The organism is Phyllobacterium sp. 22552 (assembly GCF_052044585.1).
Lineage (GTDB): Bacteria > Pseudomonadota > Alphaproteobacteria > Rhizobiales > Rhizobiaceae > Phyllobacterium > Phyllobacterium ifriqiyense.
The window spans coordinates 233,808-251,439 of sequence record NZ_JBQENG010000008.1 but is presented as its reverse complement, the minus strand read 5'-3'; the positions used below and the strand labels follow the sequence as shown (position 1 = coordinate 251,439).

15 protein-coding genes are annotated in these 17,632 nt (G+C 54.5%); 6 read left to right on the top strand and 9 right to left on the bottom strand.

Features of this window, described 5'->3' with window-relative positions:
* Positions 1-313: 313 nt before the first annotated feature.
* On the top strand, positions 314-1,057 hold the full coding sequence (locus ACTJI9_RS19230) for a hypothetical protein (RefSeq protein ID WP_336441669.1): 744 nt from the start codon (positions 314-316) through the stop codon (positions 1,055-1,057).
* Positions 1,058-1,565: 508 nt separating this feature from the next.
* Here the strand turns inward: ACTJI9_RS19230 and ACTJI9_RS19225 are convergent.
* Both ACTJI9_RS19225 and ACTJI9_RS19220 read right to left on the bottom strand, forming a co-directional pair.
* On the bottom strand, positions 1,566-3,314 hold the full coding sequence (locus ACTJI9_RS19225; RefSeq protein WP_440810292.1) for a calcium-binding protein: 1,749 nt from the start codon (positions 3,312-3,314) through the stop codon (positions 1,566-1,568).
* A gap of 311 nt (positions 3,315-3,625) precedes the next feature.
* A complete protein-coding gene (locus ACTJI9_RS19220) occupies positions 3,626-5,338 on the bottom strand; it encodes a calcium-binding protein (RefSeq protein WP_440810290.1) in 1,713 nt (570 codons plus the stop codon).
* An 834-nt stretch (positions 5,339-6,172) separates the two neighbouring features.
* Between ACTJI9_RS19220 and ACTJI9_RS19215 the strand changes: the two genes are divergently transcribed.
* The 4 genes from ACTJI9_RS19215 to ACTJI9_RS19200 all read left to right on the top strand — a co-directional run bounded on the left by ACTJI9_RS19215 (position 6,173) and on the right by ACTJI9_RS19200 (position 9,872).
* Entirely contained in the window at positions 6,173-6,496 is a 324-nt protein-coding gene (locus tag ACTJI9_RS19215; RefSeq protein WP_440810288.1) for a hypothetical protein, read from the top strand.
* 95 nt (positions 6,497-6,591) lie between these two features.
* Positions 6,592-7,050 (top strand): (2Fe-2S)-binding protein, encoded by a 459-nt coding sequence (locus ACTJI9_RS19210; protein ID WP_307276386.1) that lies wholly within the window; start codon positions 6,592-6,594, stop codon positions 7,048-7,050.
* 3 nt (positions 7,051-7,053) lie between these two features.
* Positions 7,054-9,210 (top strand): molybdopterin cofactor-binding domain-containing protein, encoded by a 2,157-nt coding sequence (locus tag ACTJI9_RS19205; RefSeq protein ID WP_440810284.1) that lies wholly within the window; start codon positions 7,054-7,056, stop codon positions 9,208-9,210.
* An 11-nt stretch (positions 9,211-9,221) separates the two neighbouring features.
* Positions 9,222-9,872, top strand: a complete 651-nt coding sequence (locus tag ACTJI9_RS19200; protein WP_440810282.1) for an Isoquinoline 1-oxidoreductase subunit — start codon at positions 9,222-9,224, stop codon at positions 9,870-9,872.
* Between the two features lie 306 nt (positions 9,873-10,178).
* Here ACTJI9_RS19200 and ACTJI9_RS19195 read toward each other — a convergent pair whose 3' ends face one another.
* The 7 genes from ACTJI9_RS19195 to ACTJI9_RS19165 form a co-directional block, all read right to left on the bottom strand.
* Positions 10,179-10,817, bottom strand: a complete 639-nt coding sequence (locus tag ACTJI9_RS19195) for a nucleotidyltransferase family protein (RefSeq protein ID WP_440810279.1) — start codon at positions 10,815-10,817, stop codon at positions 10,179-10,181.
* Between the two features lie 547 nt (positions 10,818-11,364).
* Positions 11,365-11,613 (bottom strand): hypothetical protein, encoded by a 249-nt coding sequence (locus tag ACTJI9_RS19190; protein WP_115053883.1) that lies wholly within the window; start codon positions 11,611-11,613, stop codon positions 11,365-11,367.
* Between the two features lie 29 nt (positions 11,614-11,642).
* Positions 11,643-12,458 carry a formylmethanofuran dehydrogenase subunit C gene (locus tag ACTJI9_RS19185; protein WP_440810276.1) on the bottom strand — a complete coding sequence of 272 codons (816 nt, stop codon included), beginning with the start codon at positions 12,456-12,458 and terminating at the stop codon, positions 11,643-11,645.
* Positions 12,455-13,363, bottom strand: a complete 909-nt coding sequence (gene fhcD, locus ACTJI9_RS19180) for a formylmethanofuran--tetrahydromethanopterin N-formyltransferase (protein ID WP_440810274.1) — start codon at positions 13,361-13,363, stop codon at positions 12,455-12,457. The genes ACTJI9_RS19185 and fhcD overlap by 4 nt, the downstream gene beginning before the upstream one ends.
* The gene (locus ACTJI9_RS19175) at positions 13,351-14,985 is read right to left on the bottom strand and encodes a formylmethanofuran dehydrogenase subunit A (protein ID WP_440810272.1); all 1,635 of its coding nucleotides are present in this window, start codon (positions 14,983-14,985) and stop codon (positions 13,351-13,353) included. The genes fhcD and ACTJI9_RS19175 overlap by 13 nt, the downstream gene beginning before the upstream one ends.
* A complete protein-coding gene (locus tag ACTJI9_RS19170) occupies positions 14,979-16,067 on the bottom strand; it encodes a tungsten formylmethanofuran dehydrogenase (protein WP_440810270.1) in 1,089 nt (362 codons plus the stop codon). The genes ACTJI9_RS19175 and ACTJI9_RS19170 overlap by 7 nt, the downstream gene beginning before the upstream one ends.
* An 83-nt stretch (positions 16,068-16,150) precedes the next feature.
* Positions 16,151-16,546, bottom strand: a complete 396-nt coding sequence (locus ACTJI9_RS19165; protein WP_115053888.1) for a 4a-hydroxytetrahydrobiopterin dehydratase — start codon at positions 16,544-16,546, stop codon at positions 16,151-16,153.
* 101 nt (positions 16,547-16,647) lie between these two features.
* On the opposite strand from ACTJI9_RS19165, the gene ACTJI9_RS19160 reads away from it, so the two are divergent.
* Complete coding sequence (locus ACTJI9_RS19160; protein WP_440810267.1) at positions 16,648-17,610, top strand: beta-ribofuranosylaminobenzene 5'-phosphate synthase family protein; 963 nt, start codon at positions 16,648-16,650, stop codon at positions 17,608-17,610.
* The last annotated feature ends 22 nt before the right edge of the window (positions 17,611-17,632 follow it).

Here is a 17,632-nt window from a genome sequence, read left to right as displayed (position 1 = left end):
CCAATAATAGTCAATTTCGAGCAATTTTGATTGTAGCCCAAATTTCCACAATCCCGATTAAAAGCCTGTTTTGTCTCTAGGGCGTATTTCGCCCCCCTGTTTGAACCGAGGCCAAATTGGTCTGACTTGAGTAAATGCAACAATCGATACGCGCAAGGTTGGAAGGGTGCCGATCATTAAAAATTGGGGGACCTGAATGAGCCTTGACGGGAAAGGCAAGGCAGGAGAGTTTTCTCGGCCTTGTGTTTGTCGCCGGTCGTCACCGGCTGCATTGACGGTTAGTCTGCTCACGACCGATCGAAATGGAGTGTAAATGTATTATCTCGATGATCATAGCCTCGGTTACGACCAAATCCGATGGAGTTCTTCTCCTGGAAGCCGCCTTGTGCTCGATTCCATTTATCGCCACGCCCATCTCCCGCTCGTCAATCCGCAACATTCGGATGTCATTCCGTTCTATGAGGATTACCATTTTGGCCGGTATAAGACGAAGCGGTACTCGCTGGCGGTTCCGTTTAGCATTGAGGATCTGCAGATGTCCCACGCTTTCCGCGCCGTTGATGCAGCCATGCGAGAAGCCTCTTTTTCACCCAAAATTGCTTGGGATGTCATGGACGCGAGACAAGCAAGGCTGCACGCAACCATCTGTGGAAGGGTGAACGCGGATGAAGTCAAGGAGCTGCTGCTGCGCACGGAAGATCATCTTTTGCGCACAGGCTCTATCCGCTTCCGCCTGGCTGGGCCCCTGGTGGGGGAGAAAAATACGGGACGGATTTACTTCCCGGTCTATCCTGAAAACCGCGAAGGCAATCCGATCCAGACCTTACAGATGACACTCGGGAAGCAGATTACCGATGTCTATCTGCTAGGCTACTATAATTTCCGCGATCATCTTGCTGCAAGTGAAGCCGCGGAGTTGTCTTCGATCCTTGCCAAATTCCGAGATGTGACGATCCTTGAGGGTGCTATTTCCGGATTGGTCGCTTTCGAAACACAAGACGACCTCGTCCTGTCTGGATGCGAGATTGGAAGATCCACGAATTTCTCGCAGTCCTGATGCGTCCGGAGCGCAATGCTTAATTGCCACGACAGTGCTCTATTGATTGGGCTAACTACAGGCCGCGATGGGATTCGGTTTGGTGCGGTAGGCACGTGAGCAAATGGGTGCCAACTGCCTGTGAAGTTGCGTAGTCTCGCTCGTTCGCGGGATAGTCGGCGATTAGATTGAGATAGCGCTGATTGCGTGTAGCGTCCGGCATAGAGATGCGCCATACGGCAAAGCCTTGAGCGGCAACGAATGCAGCTGCTGATTCATGCCAGGCAAAACGGCCCTATCCGCGAGTTCGCCGAGCAATAGATCAGGAGTGAGGAAGGAAAACTTTTAGGCGGTCGTGCAGTGCTTTGCATTCGAACGAGACAGTAGAGATGTTTATCGAACCTGCGCTTTATCGAAGTAGGAAAGCGAGCGGTTGCAAGGCTGTTGCCTAATTGGATTGACTGCCAGAAGATCACCTGCCGCACCCCTCAGTCACGGCATGACGCACTCGGAGTGGATTCTCCAAATGTCAAAATATAAAATCGCCCTCGTCGAGGCTCGGAGTGATGACGTCATCCACCCAGAGGTTGAAATCCGCCGAACCATCCCCGTTCTCATCGATGATGACACGGGTGATGCCAGGTTCTGCAACAAGACCAACCTCACCAGCTTTGCCAGTGAGGTTATTGTAACCAACAAATGTCAGGTCGAGGGGCTCGTCATTGGCATAGTCCCCGTAAAAGCCGCTGAGATCGATCTTGTCGCCTGCAACCGAATCAAAATCGTGAATTGAGCTAACGTTATTCCAACTGTAAGCAAAGACAAAGGTATCGGCTCCTTCGCCACCGTAAAGGTCGTCGCCGCCATCAGCATCTTCCAGGGTGTCATCGCCGGCAAGCCCAGTCAGCCTATCACGGCCGCTATTGCCGGAGAGATGATTGGCACCCTCTGAGCCTATCAGGACGTCGTCATCATAAGGGCTGCCGATCGCATTCTCGATGCCAATCAATATGTCTCCCGCCGCATCTGCACCTTGTGCGATGCCGCTATTGAGATTGACCCCTACGCCTCGCTCATTATAGGGATCGCCGGAGTATAGGACGGTATCCACACCCGCGCCGCCGTTGATGTAGTCGCCCCCCTCTCCGCCCAAGAACGTATTGTCGCTGGCATTGCCAATCAGCGTATCGGCGTACTCGGTTGCATTGACGTTTTCGACGTTGCTGATCGTTTTCTCGAGGAAATCGCCGCGCAGGACAGTGCCCGCATCAAGGTCGACCGTTACGCCTCCATGTTGAAATGTCTCATCTCCGGGAAAAGTGAAAAATCCCCGAAACGTGATGGTATCGCTACCGCTGCCGCCATCAATCCGGTCGCTTCCGACATCGGGACTGAGATGGTCGTCACCCGCCGCGCCGTCGAGGACATCGTCGCCGTAACCGCCATATAGGCCATCATCGCCGGCTCCACCGCGGATGATATCATTGCCATCCTCACCATCCAGAACGACGCCCTTGTCATTTCCGATCAGTGTGTCAGCGAAATCAGTACCCAGCACCCGTTCAATATTGCGGAGAGTGTCGCCCTCGGCCTCGCCTCCGTGGCCCGTTCCGTTTTTCAGGTTAATCTGTATGCCCGCCAGCGAATTCTCATAGGTAGCTCGATCATTATCGCCCTCGCCGCCATCAATCACATCAGCGCCAGAACCACCTTCCAGGATATCATACCCGGCACCGCCAAGCAGAATGTCATCATCATCCCCGCCGTATAGTTTGTCATCGACTGCCGTTCCGATAAGCAGATCGTTGCCTTCGTCACCGCGTAGAGAGCTGCCCTGCTCGTTGCTTGGCAGATAACCACCGGTCAGAGCCGTTTGTCCACTGATCAGGACGTCGTCTCCAGCGCCGCCGTACAGGCCGCCATAGCCGACGATGAGCGTGTCGTTGCCGGCGCCGCCGACGAGCAAGTCACGCTCGCCCTCATTGTTGCGGCCGCCGGTGAGCCAGTCGTTTCCCTCTCCGCCATAAAGGTCGTCAGATCCTGCGCCGCCATCCAGGAAGTCGTCCCCGCCCAAACCATTGATCGTGTCCTCTTCCGCAGTGCCAATCAGATGGTCTTCTCCTTCGGTACCGTCGATAACAGCGGCCGGAATGACTTCATCTGTAGTCGCCAGAATGGGTGAGTGCCTGAGGTGAGCTTCCCACCAACGAGGATCAGTCGGATCGGAATCCGGCAGATAGAATTCAGTCCGTTGGGAATTTCTCAACAAAGCGGCCATTACGAAGTCTCCTTGGTCAAACCTGAGGGTTACGTCGATGGGGGAGTTGTGATGCGATGTTGTTCAAACCAGCATGTATGTGGTGATTATAAATGGACCAGCTTCCCGCTTTGACTGTTATTTACTGATGGTTTGGCAGTAAGAAACAAAACAATCGTCACAACAAATGCATTTTTTATTTCTACACTCCGGCAATATACTTCTAAAATTGAAGTATATTGCCGGAGTGTAGACTAAGGACGATTTAACGCAGTGGGGAACGTGGTGAATTGCCTTGATCGTCATCTTGTTCTGCTCCGATATCAGCCCCGCTAAAGTTCAAAGGCATCGGAAGTAAGTACGTTCGAAATCCCCTCCAGAGTAATCTGAAAGTCTGCAGTCTGGTCGCCGTCAAGATCGATCTGGACGAGAGTAGAATCCGAAGTCTGGACGAGATTCAGTTGACCTGACTTTCCCGTGAATTCGCGATAGCCTGTGAATGTGAGGTCTTGCGGATCCTGATTGTTCAAGCCGTACGGACCGTAGAAGTCTGTGAGATCGATCTTGTCGCCGTCGAGGGAATTGAAATCCTTGATCAGACCGCTTTCTCCATAATTGAAGACGAAAACATCCGCTCCAGCACCGCCATAAAGGGAATCTCCGCCGTCTGGATCGATGAGAACATCATCGCCACCAGCGCCGAACACATTGTCGATGCCACCGCCCCCGGATATGCGGTTTGCCGCATCGCTTCCGGTAAGGGAATCTTCATAAGTTGAACCGACGACATTCTCAATACTGATAATTGTGTCGCCATTGGCGTCGGCGCCATAGGCTGTGCTATTTGCTAGATCGACCGTGACGCCAATTCCAAAGGAACCACCACCACCAAATACCTCGCCATAGTAAATGACGGTGTCCGAGCCGTCTCCCCCATCAATGTGATCCGCACCGTCATCACCTGTAAACGCGTTATCCTTGGCGTCACCAGTGAGAATATCGTTGAACTGCGTTGCGACTACATTTTCTATACTGGTGAACGTATCGCCCGGATCAAAGGCACCGCCTGAAGCCGTGCCTGCCTCAAGATTGACCGTTAGCGGGCTAAAAACACCGCTATAGGAGCGAAGCAACATCGTATCTGAACCATCGCCCCCGTCGAAATGATCAGCGCCAGCCCCGCCGGTGAAACGGTCGTCACCGGCGTCGCCGCGCAGAACGTCATCACCCGCACCACCATCCAGTTGATCATTGCCACCACCACCGGACAGATTGTCATTGCCGACAAAGCCCAGGAGGAGATTGTTGCCGGCATCGCCAATGAGCGTGTCGGCGAAGTCGCTGCCGCGAACATATTCGATGTTACGGAAAATGTCGCCTTCGGCAACGCCGCCTCGACCGAGGCCTGTTTGCAGATCGATGGTCACACCGGTATCTGCGGTTCGATAGTCCGCATAATCCCATCCATCGCCGCCGTCCATGAAATCAGCACCGGCATCGCCATACAGAATATCCTGTTCATTGCCGCCGAAAAGCACATCATTGCCGACGCCACCATACAGCCTATCACTGAGACCGCTGCCGATCAGCGTATCGTCGCCCGCGTCACCGTAAACGGTGTCGCCATCGGTATTGCCGGAAACACTGCCGCTTATGGGTCCGCCACCGCTTATGAGGATGTCGTCTCCGTCTCCACCGTGAAGCAAATCGTTGCCGTATCCGGATGTAAGAACGTCATTGCCCGAACCCCCGGACAGAGAATCTTGCCACAATCCATCACCAACAGCGGTATTGAGCCAATCATTGCCGTCGCCACCATCAAGGACATCTGACCCACCGCCGCCATTCAGAACGTCGTCGCCATCATGCCCGAACAAGCTGTCGCGGCCACCATATCCGTTGATGCGGTCATCACCATCCGTTCCGTTTAGAACGTCATCTCCTTGCGTTCCGTCGATGACCGCAAGGGGAACCGTATCTTGTCTCGTCGAGACAAAGACCCCGTTCGAAAAAGAAACCCCTGACTTATTCGCCTCAATGGCCATCGCGTCCTCCCGCAGTTTCCCGGTTCAACCCTGGATGACGCATCCAACTGGCTCACAAGTAGTACTGCAAGCATTAAATCAATATAGCGTAAATATTGATCGAAACAGTTTACTAAACCAAGGAAGAAATATACTGCAAACTTGCGTACAATTTAAGGATAGATTCAAAATAATATTGTTTAGTTCTACTGCAAGGATAATCAATATGAAAAACCCAATAAGGGGTTTTGTCGCGCACCGCGCAATCTTTTGACCGCCAGAACGAAGGCTGGCCAGATCACGACAAGGATTATCGGTATACGTACCAGACCCAAACCTCTCGAAAGAAGAAAACTACCGGGAGTCTTCGACGCTGTTTAAACAGTCGCAGATTCCCGGATATTGATACGTCTCATGTTAAAACACTCTAAGATGATAGGAGTTGATCTAAGACACCGGACAAATTGAACATCGTGCGCTCAACCGGTACAGAGTGAAGTTTCCAACGCAAACCCACCATAGTCCGAGGTCCCCATCACACCTGATATGGCCACAAATACACCCCCTGTGCGTGGTCTTCTGGGTCGCTGGTTCGTGTCGAATGCCTTGCTGGCCGCTCCCAGGCTGCCGCCCCGGTTGCTTTTGCTCTCTTGGCGGTACCTCTGACTGGCGACGCTAAAAGCGGGGCAGCCATCATGGCAATGACTGCTGCACAAGTGTTAGGCGCGGTACCCGTCGCTCGACTCGGCCGTACCTATAGCGCTGTTGCACACCTGAAACTCCTGGTCGTCATCCGGGCGCTTGCTTTTTCCACCATTGCTTTTCTGGCCGCCTTGGAAAGCACCCTTCGTCCTGATGATCATCGCGGGGGCTGCCGCGGGTTTCGTCAACGGAGCGGCCAGCGGCTACATGCGCGCTATCCTGAACTACGTCACCCGCCCCGAACGCTTGCTCAAATCTCTGGGCATCGCGGCGACTCTCAACGAGGTGGCGTTTGTAGCAGCACCTGTCGCGGCGTCGCTCCTGGGTTCTATGTCCCCTCCTCTTGCTATCGCCACCATCAATTTCTGGTCACGTATCAAACCGGCGCATGTCACTGACGGACCAAAGAGAAGAGTGCGTCCGAGAGAATGGATTTCGTTGGTGCCGCATAAAACCAGTTATTTACATCCCTGTTGATTGGAAGATCGGCTTTTTGTGTTATCGTTAAAAAAGGATAACGACCAACTCAAGCCAGCACCAGTCGAGTGCACAGCCAGATGCGGGATATCAAAATGATCACTTTCAAGCTGAACGGTCAGGAACGAACTTTCGACGGAGATCCCGATACTCCGTTGCTCTGGGTCCTGCGCGATTTCGAAAAACTCACCGGCACCAAATATGGTTGCGGCATAGCCCAGTGCGGCGCCTGCACCGTTCATCTGGACGGCACGACGCGCCGCAGCTGCATTACGCCGATTGCAACTGTTGAGGGGTCAGAGGTTGTTACCATCGAGGGCATCGAAGGCAAGGAGGCTGAAGCCATTCAGAAAGCCTGGGTCGCGATCGACGTGCCGCAATGCGGCTATTGCCAGTCCGGGCAGATCATGTCTGCCGTGTCGCTGCTGCAGATGACGCCAAAGCCGACTGACGATGATATCGACGGGGCGATGGCGGGCAATATCTGCCGCTGCGCGACCTACCACCGCATCCGGCAGGCGATTCACAATGCTGCCGATACGATGGAGGGTTGAGCCATGACCTTGCACACGATCACAAGCACACGCCGCTCGTTTCTGTCAGGCGCTGGCCTCGTCATAGGTTTCACCCTCGCGCCCAGAATGTTCTCGGCGGGGGCGTCGCAAGGTGTCCAGGCGGGCGGCGACAGCGCATTGTCGCAGATGAATGCCTTCGTCAAGATCGGCGCCGATGACACGGTGACGGTTTTGTCCAAACATATCGAATTTGGTCAGGGCCCGTTCACCGGCCTTGCCACCATCGTGGCGGAAGAGCTTGACGCCGACTGGAGCCAGATGCGGGCCGTTCACTCCCCCGCGGATGACAAGGTCTATGCCAACCTCATGTTTGGCTTGCAGGGCACTGGCGGCTCCACATCGATTGCCAATTCCTACGAGCAGCTTCGCAAGGCCGGCGCCACAGCACGGGCCATGCTGGTCGCTGCCGCCGCAGAGGAGTGGAAGGTCCCGGCCAGCGAGATCACGGTCGAGAAAGGCCGCATCAAACACGCGGCGTCGTCTAAGGAAAGCGGTTTCGGCGCATTCGCCGGCAAAGCCGCGGCCCACACGCCGCCTGCCGAACCCAAGCTGAAGGATCCCAAGGATTTCGTCCTCATCGGACAGGAGCTTCCGAAGCTCGATACGGTCAGCAAGACCAATGGCAAGGCCGTTTTCACGCTCGATGTGAGCGCGGACAATATATTGTATGCAACAGTCGCCCATCCGGAACATTTCGGAGCAACAGTAAAATCCTTTGACGATGCGGAAGCCCGGAAAGTGCGGGGAGTCGTTGACATCAAACAAATCCCTCAGGGTGTCGCCGTCTATGCGGAAAACACCTTTGCAGCACTCAAGGGCCGTGCGGCGCTCACAATCGAATGGGATCTTGCCAAGGCAGAGACCCGCTCAAGCGAGCAGCTTACGGCGGATTACGAAAAACTCTTCGCCGAGAAGGGTCTTCAGGCGACCAATAATGGCGATGTCGACAAGGCCTTCACCGGCCAGGGCGTGCAGAGTCTGGAAGCCGTGCTTGCATTCCCCTTCCTCGCCCATGCCCCGATGGAACCGCTCGATGCCGTTTTCATCAGGGCTGCCGACGGCTCTGTCGATATCTATACCGGCGCGCAATTCCCGGGAATGGACAAAAGCACAGCTGCCAAGGTTCTCGGGCTGGGCCCGGAAAAAGTACGGGTGAACACCCAGATTACCGGCGGCAGTTTCGGTCGGAAAGCCCAGTTCGGCTCGCCCTATATGCAGGAAGCTGCGGCGGTTTTCGCAGCCACCGACGGCAGCCGCCCCCTCAAGCACATGTGGACGCGCGAAGACGACATTCGCGGCGGTTATTACCGGCCGATGTATGTCCACAAGATGCGCGGCGCAATGGATGCTGACGGCAAGATCGTCGGCTGGGATCAGACCATCGTCGGTCAATCCATCATGGCCAAGGCTGATCTCGACGAGACTTCGGTCGAAGGGGCTTCCAACCTGCCCTATGACATACCCAATTTGCGTGTCATGTCGCATAACACCACGCTTGTGGTGCCACCGCTCTGGTGGCGCTCGGTCGGCCATACCCATACGGGATTCGCCGTTGAAACATTCGTTGACGAACTGCTCGAAAAGGTGGGCAAAGACCCCGTCGAAGGGCGATTGGCCCTCCTGACCAAAGAACCCCGGCATATGGCGACATTGAAGAAGGTTGCCGAGATGGCCGCCTGGGGTTCCCCTTCCCCGGAAGGACGCCAGCGCGGTGTTGCCGTCGTCAAGAGCTTCGGCAGCTATGTGGCCCAAATCGTCGAAGTGTCGATCGGCGAAGATGGTTCTCCCCGGGTGCATAAAGTGTGGTGCGCCGTCGATTGCGGTATCGCGATCAATCCCAATGTCATCAAGGCCCAGATGGAGGGCGGCATTGGATACGGCCTTGGCGCTGTCCTGTTCGATGCCATAACGCTTGCTCAGGGCGGAAAGATCATCCAGTCGAACTTTCACGACTATCGCTCGTTGCGCATCAATGAGATGCCGGTTGTCGACGTCGCGATCATCCCATCAGCCGAACCGCCGACCGGTGTCGGCGAGCCCGGTGTTCCCCCCGTGGGTCCGGCGGTCGCCAATGCCTGGCGGCGGTTGACCAACAGCCCGGTACGGCGTTTGCCGATCGTCAATGTTCTTTCCGCTTAAGGGGACGCAGGATGATACGAAACATTACGTTCACCTCGATATCTGTGTGCCTTGTCCTCAATGCGGTCATTGCTGTTTCCAACATTTCGTTCGCGCAGGACAAGGTTGCTCCTGTGTCTGCCGATTTGAAACCGGCATCCACCTTTCAATCGATCTCCAACGAAAAACAGCGCTCGGTTGCGCTTTTCGAAGAGGCCGGCAAGGTCATCCAGCACCCCCGCTGCGTCAATTGCCACCCGGCAGCCGACAGGCCGCTGCAGAACATCTCCATGCATCCGCATCAGCCTCCGGTTACCCGCGGTGAAGGAGGTATGGGTGTTCCGGGAATGATGTGCACCACCTGCCATAGCTCGGAGAATGTTACGGTCATCGGGCAAGCGGAAACACTTAAAAGCATCCCCGGCAATCCAAACTGGCATCTGGCGCCGATCGAAATGGCCTGGGAAGGCAAGTCTTTGGGCGCCATCTGCACGCAGATAAAAGATCCGCAGCGCAATGGCGGCAAATCGCTCGACGAAATCGTCGAACATATGGCCCATGACGATCTGGTCGGCTGGGGCTGGAAGCCTGGCGAAGGCCGTGAACCGGTCCCGGGAACTCAGGAAGCATTCGGAGAATTGATTAAGGCATGGGTCCAGACCGGCGCAGCGTGTCCGCTGTAGTATCCAATTGCGAGGAGGGATTTGCGTTTTGCAGCCGATTCATCAGACAGTGGCTTAAAGTTCTGGCGAAGCAGCACCGTCGCAAGGTGCTTAAACGGCCGTCCGTAATGCTATTTTTGTGGCTAGTTTCAGCGGTTATACGAAACTGAAATTGCTGCTGAAGCGGTCGCAGCCATTGCTAATGGTTTTGATCGCTATTTGCGCCCAGGGGAAAGTCTCCATTTTTCGACATCGGCTTCCTTGCGGAGGTAGGGAGCTGGTCTCAATTTATCAGATGCTGACGAGCAATCATCTGGAACATACCACTTATGGCCCAGTTTGGCTGGCCTCTCCATCAAGCAACCCGCCCGCTGCAATGATTGCTTCCGGTGTGTCTACGTCGTGGATGGCTGCATTTCCGATCTCCACCTCAATTACATCAGGCTCGAAGGCATCCAATATTTGTCGGGCGCCGAAATCGCCTTTCAATGTGGTCAGCCTTTCGTAGAACGTTGAGGGCAGGATGATCGGGTGACCTGGCACCCTTCCCGATACAGCCCGAACAATGAAGTTGCCCTTGTTCTTTCGAAATATCGTGATCAGTCTATTCAAATGTTCAGTTTCCACTTTCGGCATATCGGCAAGCAAGACTATTGCGCCGGCGGCGGAACTTACGTGTTCTTCGGAAATTCCAGCCGCAATAGAGCTGGCTATACCTACCGAAAAGTCCGGGTTATGGACAACATGGGCGCCCATGCCATCAATGCAACTCTCTATATCTTCCCGCTTATAGCCTGTGACAATCGTAACGGACGACGACATGCTTGCCATTGCGATTGCAACCGTTCGTTTAATTAGCGGGGTGCCATCAAACTTTGCCAGCAATTTATGACTATGATTGCGCATTCTGGTTGCCTGACCGGCTGCCAGTATAACTGCCGCGATGGTAATCTCGGGTAACTCCATAGCTCAGTGTACCTGAAAAAATCTCCGCATTGAATGGAATTGAACGCACGACCTACGACTGTGTGTAAACGGGGAAGTTGTCAGCAATCCTTTCTTGAAAATGCCGATAACATGCGATTTTCGACCGTTTTTGATCGGTTCCTCAAAGTCTACAATGGCCTTAAAGTTCGCATGCGGCCAAGTATCTTACGCCAGCGATGCCTGGCAGCGCCGCACGTGCAATCTTCTTGATCCAGCTTTTACGGAGCAGTTTGGCGGGGCATTTGAGTTTTTATCTTTGATTGTTCATCGCTGTGACGGATCTTGATTGGACCACCCGTCAGGTACCGTTAACCCTGTGCTATGGTTTGCCGCACCTTGGGAGGGGATGATGAATGCAAATAGAACGCCACAATCTATGATCTTAAAGAGCTCAAGAGTTCGTTCGTCAGATATCAGAGCGAATTCTAGCAAGGGTACCTTCGCTGAGGTCAAAATTCGTATGGAAAGCACGGGCCACAACTGTCTATATGGCAACGCAACGAAACAATGATGCCCGGCCATTTTGCTAGTATAAGGAATTTGCTTCCCCATCAGGACCAACAGGAATGGGCATCCAATGGGTAATTTTACCATGCCCTTTCGAGCCCATAAGGAGCTCCTCACCCAACTTTTGATTGTCGTACATAGGTATCACCCATATATCGCAAAATATTGAATCTGTTGCGCGGAATCCTGTGCCATCATCACGCATGATCCAGAGATCGACGGCAGTTCCATCAGTCGGCGCCGTCTCGATGGGTCTCCATTCGGTCATATCTCCATCCTTCGCTCCTGTGCAGTGCCCTAAAATTTCCGACGGAACAGAATCTCGCCTTTGCCCAAGACCGCATTGTCGCCGCCATATCTGCCCGGTCTATCCCCCAGCAATGGCCGGTTCATAATTTTCTCACGCATGAGAAACCGGTCAAATAGGCTGGAGAAGGCGATATCCGGTTCTCCGCATGGCACGAAGGTTGGCGAAAGTTCGGTGGGGTGGCGGTCAAACAGAATCGAACCACGTTTCATCAAATAGCCGGGAACAGCCCCAACACGTCCGGCAATGGCAATTGTTCCGGCAATCATGCGGTATCCAGCATAGCCACCGCAGCCTTTACCTATTGCGATGATACCGCGCCGCAGACGGTCACCCGCATAATCCGACGCCTTGCCGCGTACGATCAGCAATCCGCCACTCATTCCGACCATTTCGCCTGCAAGTGGCCCACCCAGATAGCTTCCCGTATTGCCCTTGATCTCTATGCGACCATCAATCATGCCTGAACCTGCATGATCGTCGGCACTACCTTGGATAGTCAGGGAGCCTCCCGACATTTTCCTGCCTGCCTCCCTGCCGACATCGCCATCCACACGAATCGATCCTGCTGTCAGCCCGGCACCAACTCTATCGAAACGTTTGGTACTCCCTTCAAAAACGATCGAATGTAAATCGGTGCCTGAAACATTGAATACATCGCCGACCATAACCGGGTGACAACTGGTTCCAATTCGCAGCTTCGCAATTTGAACCTGAGAGAGTCCGGCAAGCCTCGAAGGTGTCAGCGGTGAAAGGTCAAGGCGCTCTTCCGGCTCGGAGAGAATTGCGAAGGTAAGCGCTTTCATGGGAGCAAATCCTTCAGATGATAATGAAATTTCCCAAGCTTGCCGCCGTAATTTCCCGCACTGATCCGCAGAGCGCCCTTTTTCGGGCCAAGCGAAATGGCGGCTTTTATGCCGGCCCGCATGGCGGCCGCAACAGTCTCCTCTGTTTCACCATCGATAACGACTTCCAGAACCGAATTGATCTCAGGCGTAAGTGCACTGTCGACTACACCGCGCAATGTCGGGGCGAAGGCTTCGTTGGTCGAGGCCATCACGCCCTTATATTTAGCGCCGATCTTGGAGCCCGATCGGACAACGCCGCCTGGAAATGGCATGATCGCCCCGGGGATTCTCGCGATGGCTGCCACGGCATGCTCGGCCGCATTCAGCGCCTTTTCGCTGTCGGCAGCGAGAAACAGCAAATTGCCGCCCCCGACTGCAAGCTTACTGAGACCTGTGGTGGCTTCGCAAAGAAATTCTCCATCCATGACGGGAACACGCCAATAGTGTTTTCCGCCGAATTTCTTCGATATCTGCCAACCGTCGCCGAAATACCGCAACGCACTGCCGAGATTGAGGGACGCCGTGCCTTCAAGATCGGCGAAACAGGCGCTGCCAGGCGAGGTCAGCACGCATTGGCCGAGACGGTTTTTCAACTGTTTTTGCAATTCATCCGTACCCATGGCGAAGATCATCACCCGGCAGCCGGGGCGGCCATCAGGCGTTTGCGACGCTGGCAACTCCACATCGATCCCTGCCTCGCAACCGCACCCGATTACCGAAGTTGCAAAGCCGGTCATGGTGATGGCCGCCTGCCGTGCCCATTTCAGCGAGGGCGCGGTAATTATGATGGCGGTCGCACGCATGCCAAAGGCTTCGGCAAATGTATCGTCTATCAGAACACCATTGCGGATCAGCTGTTGCATGGAACCTCTCCGAATGGTTCGTCCCTCTGGATGGAGGAGTCAGGGAAAGTGAACCAATCAAGCGGCAGGCCATAGCGCTCCTCGAGGTATGCCTTCATGCGTTTCACGATTGCCTTATCGGCCGGGGGATTGAGCCGCAGAGTCTTGCCCCAACGATAATTGGTTACTTTTCCGTTCTTGACCACAAGGTCGCCGTTCTTGAACACCAGTGCTGCTTCCCGGAACATTTTGGCCACGTCCCTGCCCTTGCGGTAGACGGCGATATCTGCAATCGCGCCGGCGCCGAGATGACCTCGATCTTTCAGGCCCAGCAGTTTGGCTGGTGCAGCGCGTGTCATTATGGCAATCTCATCAAATGTGTATTCCCGCCGGATTGATGCGAGTGTTGTTAATTCCAGCGCGCTTGCATTCAGCTTGGCGGATTGCTCATCACGGGCTGCACTGCTCATCAGTAGCTCGAACAATTCCGGATAGGCTGTGAAGGGAGCACCGTTTGGATGGTCCGTGGTAAAGAATACCCGCCAAGGGTCATTGATCAGCAGAAAAAGTTCAAGACCGATGGCCCATTGCAACGAGCCATAATAATCCTGCTTATAGCGATAGGGAACAATTCCACCACCGCCATTGCCATCCCCATCGAAAATGACGAACTTCTTCGGGCTCGCATTGTCTATGGCTGAAAACTGCCGCATGACATCGGACGATATGGTGACGGTCTGCCCGAACATGACCTGACCAATGTCAATTGTCACGTCGCGATTGCCATTGACGGCCGCGGCCAGGCGTGACGCTTCCGATGAAAATTTCCGCTTCCCTTCGGTCCCGTAGCTGTAGAACTGCAAATGGGCCAGATGAAGCGGTACGCCTTCACTGGCTTCGATGGTCGCCGCAGCCGTATCGGCACTCCCCGCAATGCCCAAATTATTGGCGTGCACATGCAGTGGATGGGGAATGCCCAGGCGCGTTACCGAAGCTTGAAGCGATTTGACGATCTTGCGTGAAGTCACACCATATTCGGGGACCTCATCGTCCAGGGAAAACGATCTGACATTCTCCTTGAAGGCCGCTGCTGCTCCAGCATTTATGACCTTTACCCCTAGAGCGCGGCTGGAGCCGACAATCCATGCCACATAATCATCCAGCATTGCTGACGATGTGTTGTCCCGGAGCAGTGAAAGACTGAAATCATCATTTCCGAGTATTGCCAGTGTTGCCTTGTCTATGATGGGAATATCGGCGAGCTCAAGATGCGTATGCAGCGCTGAAGAAGGTGCCATTGCAGGCTCAACGACCGTCGTAAATCCCATCTGCGCATAAAGGCATCCAGTTCGAAACGTCGACCATCCGGCATTGGAAAGCGGCGTAGCTGCCGGCCGCCTCTGGTGTGCGGCGTGATGCTCTGGCAAAAGCAGCCGGGCAGTATTCACATTGCCGCCACCGATATGCGAATGAATGTCTATGGCTCCCGCCATGACAATGCACTGCGAGACATCATGCGTTTGATCTGCAGTTTCACCCGGTGGCGCATTGATCAACAGCCCGTCCCTGATCCAGATATCCCGAGTGCGGGTTTTTCCGTTTACGGGATCGATAACTTCCCCACCTGCCAGTTTAATCAGCATACAAGAGCCTTTCGTCCTGGCAGAGCCACAGCCAATTGTCTGACAACACTAGACAGGCTGGGCAATTGCGACGGCTCAGCGGCTTGCACCGCGCGGAACGTGCCGGTCCTGCTGGAATAACAAACTCCGTCATGATCGAGCCCGGCCTGGCCGACAGCGATTGTCACCGCTGTCCCCTGCACCGGGACCGCCGTTCTCTCCAGTGCAATCAAAGACAATCGCGTGCCCTTGGAAGGCGGCTGGCCGCCTCTCGTGGACATCCAGACATGAAGATCGGGCTCCTTGTCCCGGATCATGCGCTGAATGTCCCATCTTACTGGGTCATAGCTTGGGAGGCTATCGGTGAATCCTGTTCTGGGTGGAAATCCCGTCATCCATAATGATGTCAACGCCATTCCCCAGGCAGCTTCATCAGCGGGCAGAAACACACTGCTGGCACGGCCCTTCTTGTTCAGGTCCGCAACCATTTCCTGTAGCATGATCAGGTCAGGCATCTGCCCGGATGCACCAGAGAAAACGAAAACCGGGAACCGGGCCGCCGAAAGGCTTTTCAGCAGCCGATCAATGTTCGTCAAGGAGGAGAGTGTCTGCCGTCCCTGCAGGGTCGCGCGCACAACAGCAAGGACATTACCCAGAGAAAGGTCGTCTCCGCCGACCTGCACTGCGCTCACCGCCAGTTTCGGGGCGCCGGAATATTCACTGCCGCGAATGTGAAACCAGCTGCGTTTTTTGAGTTTATCCGAACGGGGTTGCGTACTTGCCCAGTCCAGCAAAAGTCCGCCATGGTGCGGAGGAATATCGCCCACGAGCACGATAACGTCCGAACGGTTACGTGCTTCACCCGCCGTGGTAAACATGCCACCATGATCGGTGAACAGAGCAACTTCCCTTGACAGGGTCTGACCCAGAGGATGGTCATAAGGAGCGCCGACACGCTCGGCCAGCGCAATGGCGCTGCGTGTGCCGTGTACATCAGCATCAATGGTAAAAACCGGACAGCGGCTGGCTTTCAGGAGGCCGCTAGCCTTCCGAACAGCATCCATCAATGATACCGGCTGGCTGCCAATCCATGCAACCGACATGTTCCGCTACTTTCTGGTGCCTGGCTAAAACCTTATCTGGTTTTTTGCGAATGTGAACCCTGCCTGTACAGAAAATCTGCGAATTAGTCGTACTTGACATAGGCAAAGCGCTGATCGGCAGGAGGCGTGCCTTCAAGGGCTCCCCCTTCTTTGCCTGGTTGCCATTGCACAACCGCCTCGATCTTCATCGCAAGTTCAAAATCCTTGTCGGTGATGCCCTTGGCCTCGTGATTTTGCAAAAGTACTTCAACCCAGGCATAGGATGCCTTCAGATCGGGGTGATGCCAGGCGGCTTCTGCAAGATGACCAACTGTATTGATCACCATGAGCGTGGATTTCCAGCTATGAGTCTTATACTTTCTGCGTATCCAACCATTCTCGTAACGCCAACGCGGCAGATCCCTTGCAAGACGCGCCATAATCTCGCTTTCGGAATAAACTGTTTCCTTGGGGCCTAAACTGTCTGTTTCTTTCGTCATCGTCGATCCTCCCGATTGTTCGTTCAACACACTTGCACCTTGTTGGAAAGACGATATCATATATTGCAGGGCCCGATTTTGAGATTGTGTAAATTAAGCAAATGTCGGAATCCGTCACGATCAAAGTCCCTGCCCGTCTTCATCTCGGCTTCCTCGATATTCCGCGCGCGAGCGGTGACCGCTTTGGCAGTGTTGGCTTGCCTATAGAGGATATCGCCACCGTTGTGACCATTGCGCGGGCGTCAAAGCCGGAAATTCACGGTGCCGAGGCGATCCGGGTGGCACAGCACATGACAACATTTTGCAATCATCTTGGCATAGCGGCTCATCATCATGTAATAGTCCATCGTACCATCCCCAGTCATATCGGATTGGGGTCTGGCACCCAAATTGCGCTTGCCATTTCGGCTGCACTGCGCACGTTGCACCATTTCGAACCCGATATCGTGAACGATGCAATACTGCTCGGGCGCGGTTCACGTTCGGGAATAGGAATTGCAGCTTTCAATGAAGGGGGCGTCATCATCGACGCAGGCAGGGGACATGGAAGCGCAGCGCCAACAGTCATCTCCCGCATTGCCTTCCCCGAAACATGGCGGGTCATTCTCGTATTCGACACCTCGACGCAGGGTATTCACGGCCAGGAGGAAATCGAAGCATTCAAGGCGCTCCCTCCGTTTCCCGTGGAGATATCAGCTTTGATCTGTCGCCATGTCGTCATGAGTTTAATGCCCGCGCTGATGGAAAGGAACCTTCCACTTTTCGGACAGGCCGTTCAGGCCATTCAGGATGAAATCGGAAGATATTTCGCTCCTGCGCAGGGTGGCATCTTTACCAGCAGAAGTGTTGAAGCCACAATTCACCGGCTGGCACAGGCTGGTGCAACCGGGATTGGTCAAAGCTCGTGGGGGCCGACAGGTTTTGCCTTTGCCGCTTCGCAGAAGCAAGCAGAGCATATCGTAAACAGCATCACTCCCGACGCCGGGGCAAAAATCCAGATCGTGGCGGGCAGAAATGCGGGCGCCGAGATAACCCATACGCTCTTGAACCTCGCCAGAGCCTAAGATGTAAACTGACCCTGAACCA

What these genes read in the sequence shown, in the direction of transcription:
- ACTJI9_RS19170 (WP_440810270.1), bottom strand. Translation starts at nt 16,067, where the DNA reads ATGTCGGTTGCATGGATTGGCAGCCAGCCGGTATCATTGATGGATGCT.
- ACTJI9_RS19195 (WP_440810279.1), bottom strand. Translation starts at nt 10,817, where the DNA reads ATGGAGTTACCCGAGATTACCATCGCGGCAGTTATACTGGCAGCCGGT.
- ACTJI9_RS19230 (WP_336441669.1), top strand. Translation starts at nt 314, where the DNA reads ATGTATTATCTCGATGATCATAGCCTCGGTTACGACCAAATCCGATGG.
- ACTJI9_RS19165 (WP_115053888.1), bottom strand. Translation starts at nt 16,546, where the DNA reads ATGACGAAAGAAACAGACAGTTTAGGCCCCAAGGAAACAGTTTATTCC.
- ACTJI9_RS19190 (WP_115053883.1), bottom strand. Translation starts at nt 11,613, where the DNA reads ATGACCGAATGGAGACCCATCGAGACGGCGCCGACTGATGGAACTGCC.
- ACTJI9_RS19160 (WP_440810267.1), top strand. Translation starts at nt 16,648, where the DNA reads ATGTCGGAATCCGTCACGATCAAAGTCCCTGCCCGTCTTCATCTCGGC.
- fhcD (WP_440810274.1), bottom strand. Translation starts at nt 13,363, where the DNA reads ATGCAACAGCTGATCCGCAATGGTGTTCTGATAGACGATACATTTGCC.
- ACTJI9_RS19205 (WP_440810284.1), top strand. Translation starts at nt 7,054, where the DNA reads ATGACCTTGCACACGATCACAAGCACACGCCGCTCGTTTCTGTCAGGC.
- ACTJI9_RS19175 (WP_440810272.1), bottom strand. Translation starts at nt 14,985, where the DNA reads ATGCTGATTAAACTGGCAGGTGGGGAAGTTATCGATCCCGTAAACGGA.
- ACTJI9_RS19185 (WP_440810276.1), bottom strand. Translation starts at nt 12,458, where the DNA reads ATGAAAGCGCTTACCTTCGCAATTCTCTCCGAGCCGGAAGAGCGCCTT.
- ACTJI9_RS19210 (WP_307276386.1), top strand. Translation starts at nt 6,592, where the DNA reads ATGATCACTTTCAAGCTGAACGGTCAGGAACGAACTTTCGACGGAGAT.
- ACTJI9_RS19220 (WP_440810290.1), bottom strand. Translation starts at nt 5,338, where the DNA reads ATGGCCATTGAGGCGAATAAGTCAGGGGTTTCTTTTTCGAACGGGGTC.
- ACTJI9_RS19215 (WP_440810288.1), top strand. Translation starts at nt 6,173, where the DNA reads ATGATCATCGCGGGGGCTGCCGCGGGTTTCGTCAACGGAGCGGCCAGC.
- ACTJI9_RS19225 (WP_440810292.1), bottom strand. Translation starts at nt 3,314, where the DNA reads ATGGCCGCTTTGTTGAGAAATTCCCAACGGACTGAATTCTATCTGCCG.
- ACTJI9_RS19200 (WP_440810282.1), top strand. Translation starts at nt 9,222, where the DNA reads ATGATACGAAACATTACGTTCACCTCGATATCTGTGTGCCTTGTCCTC.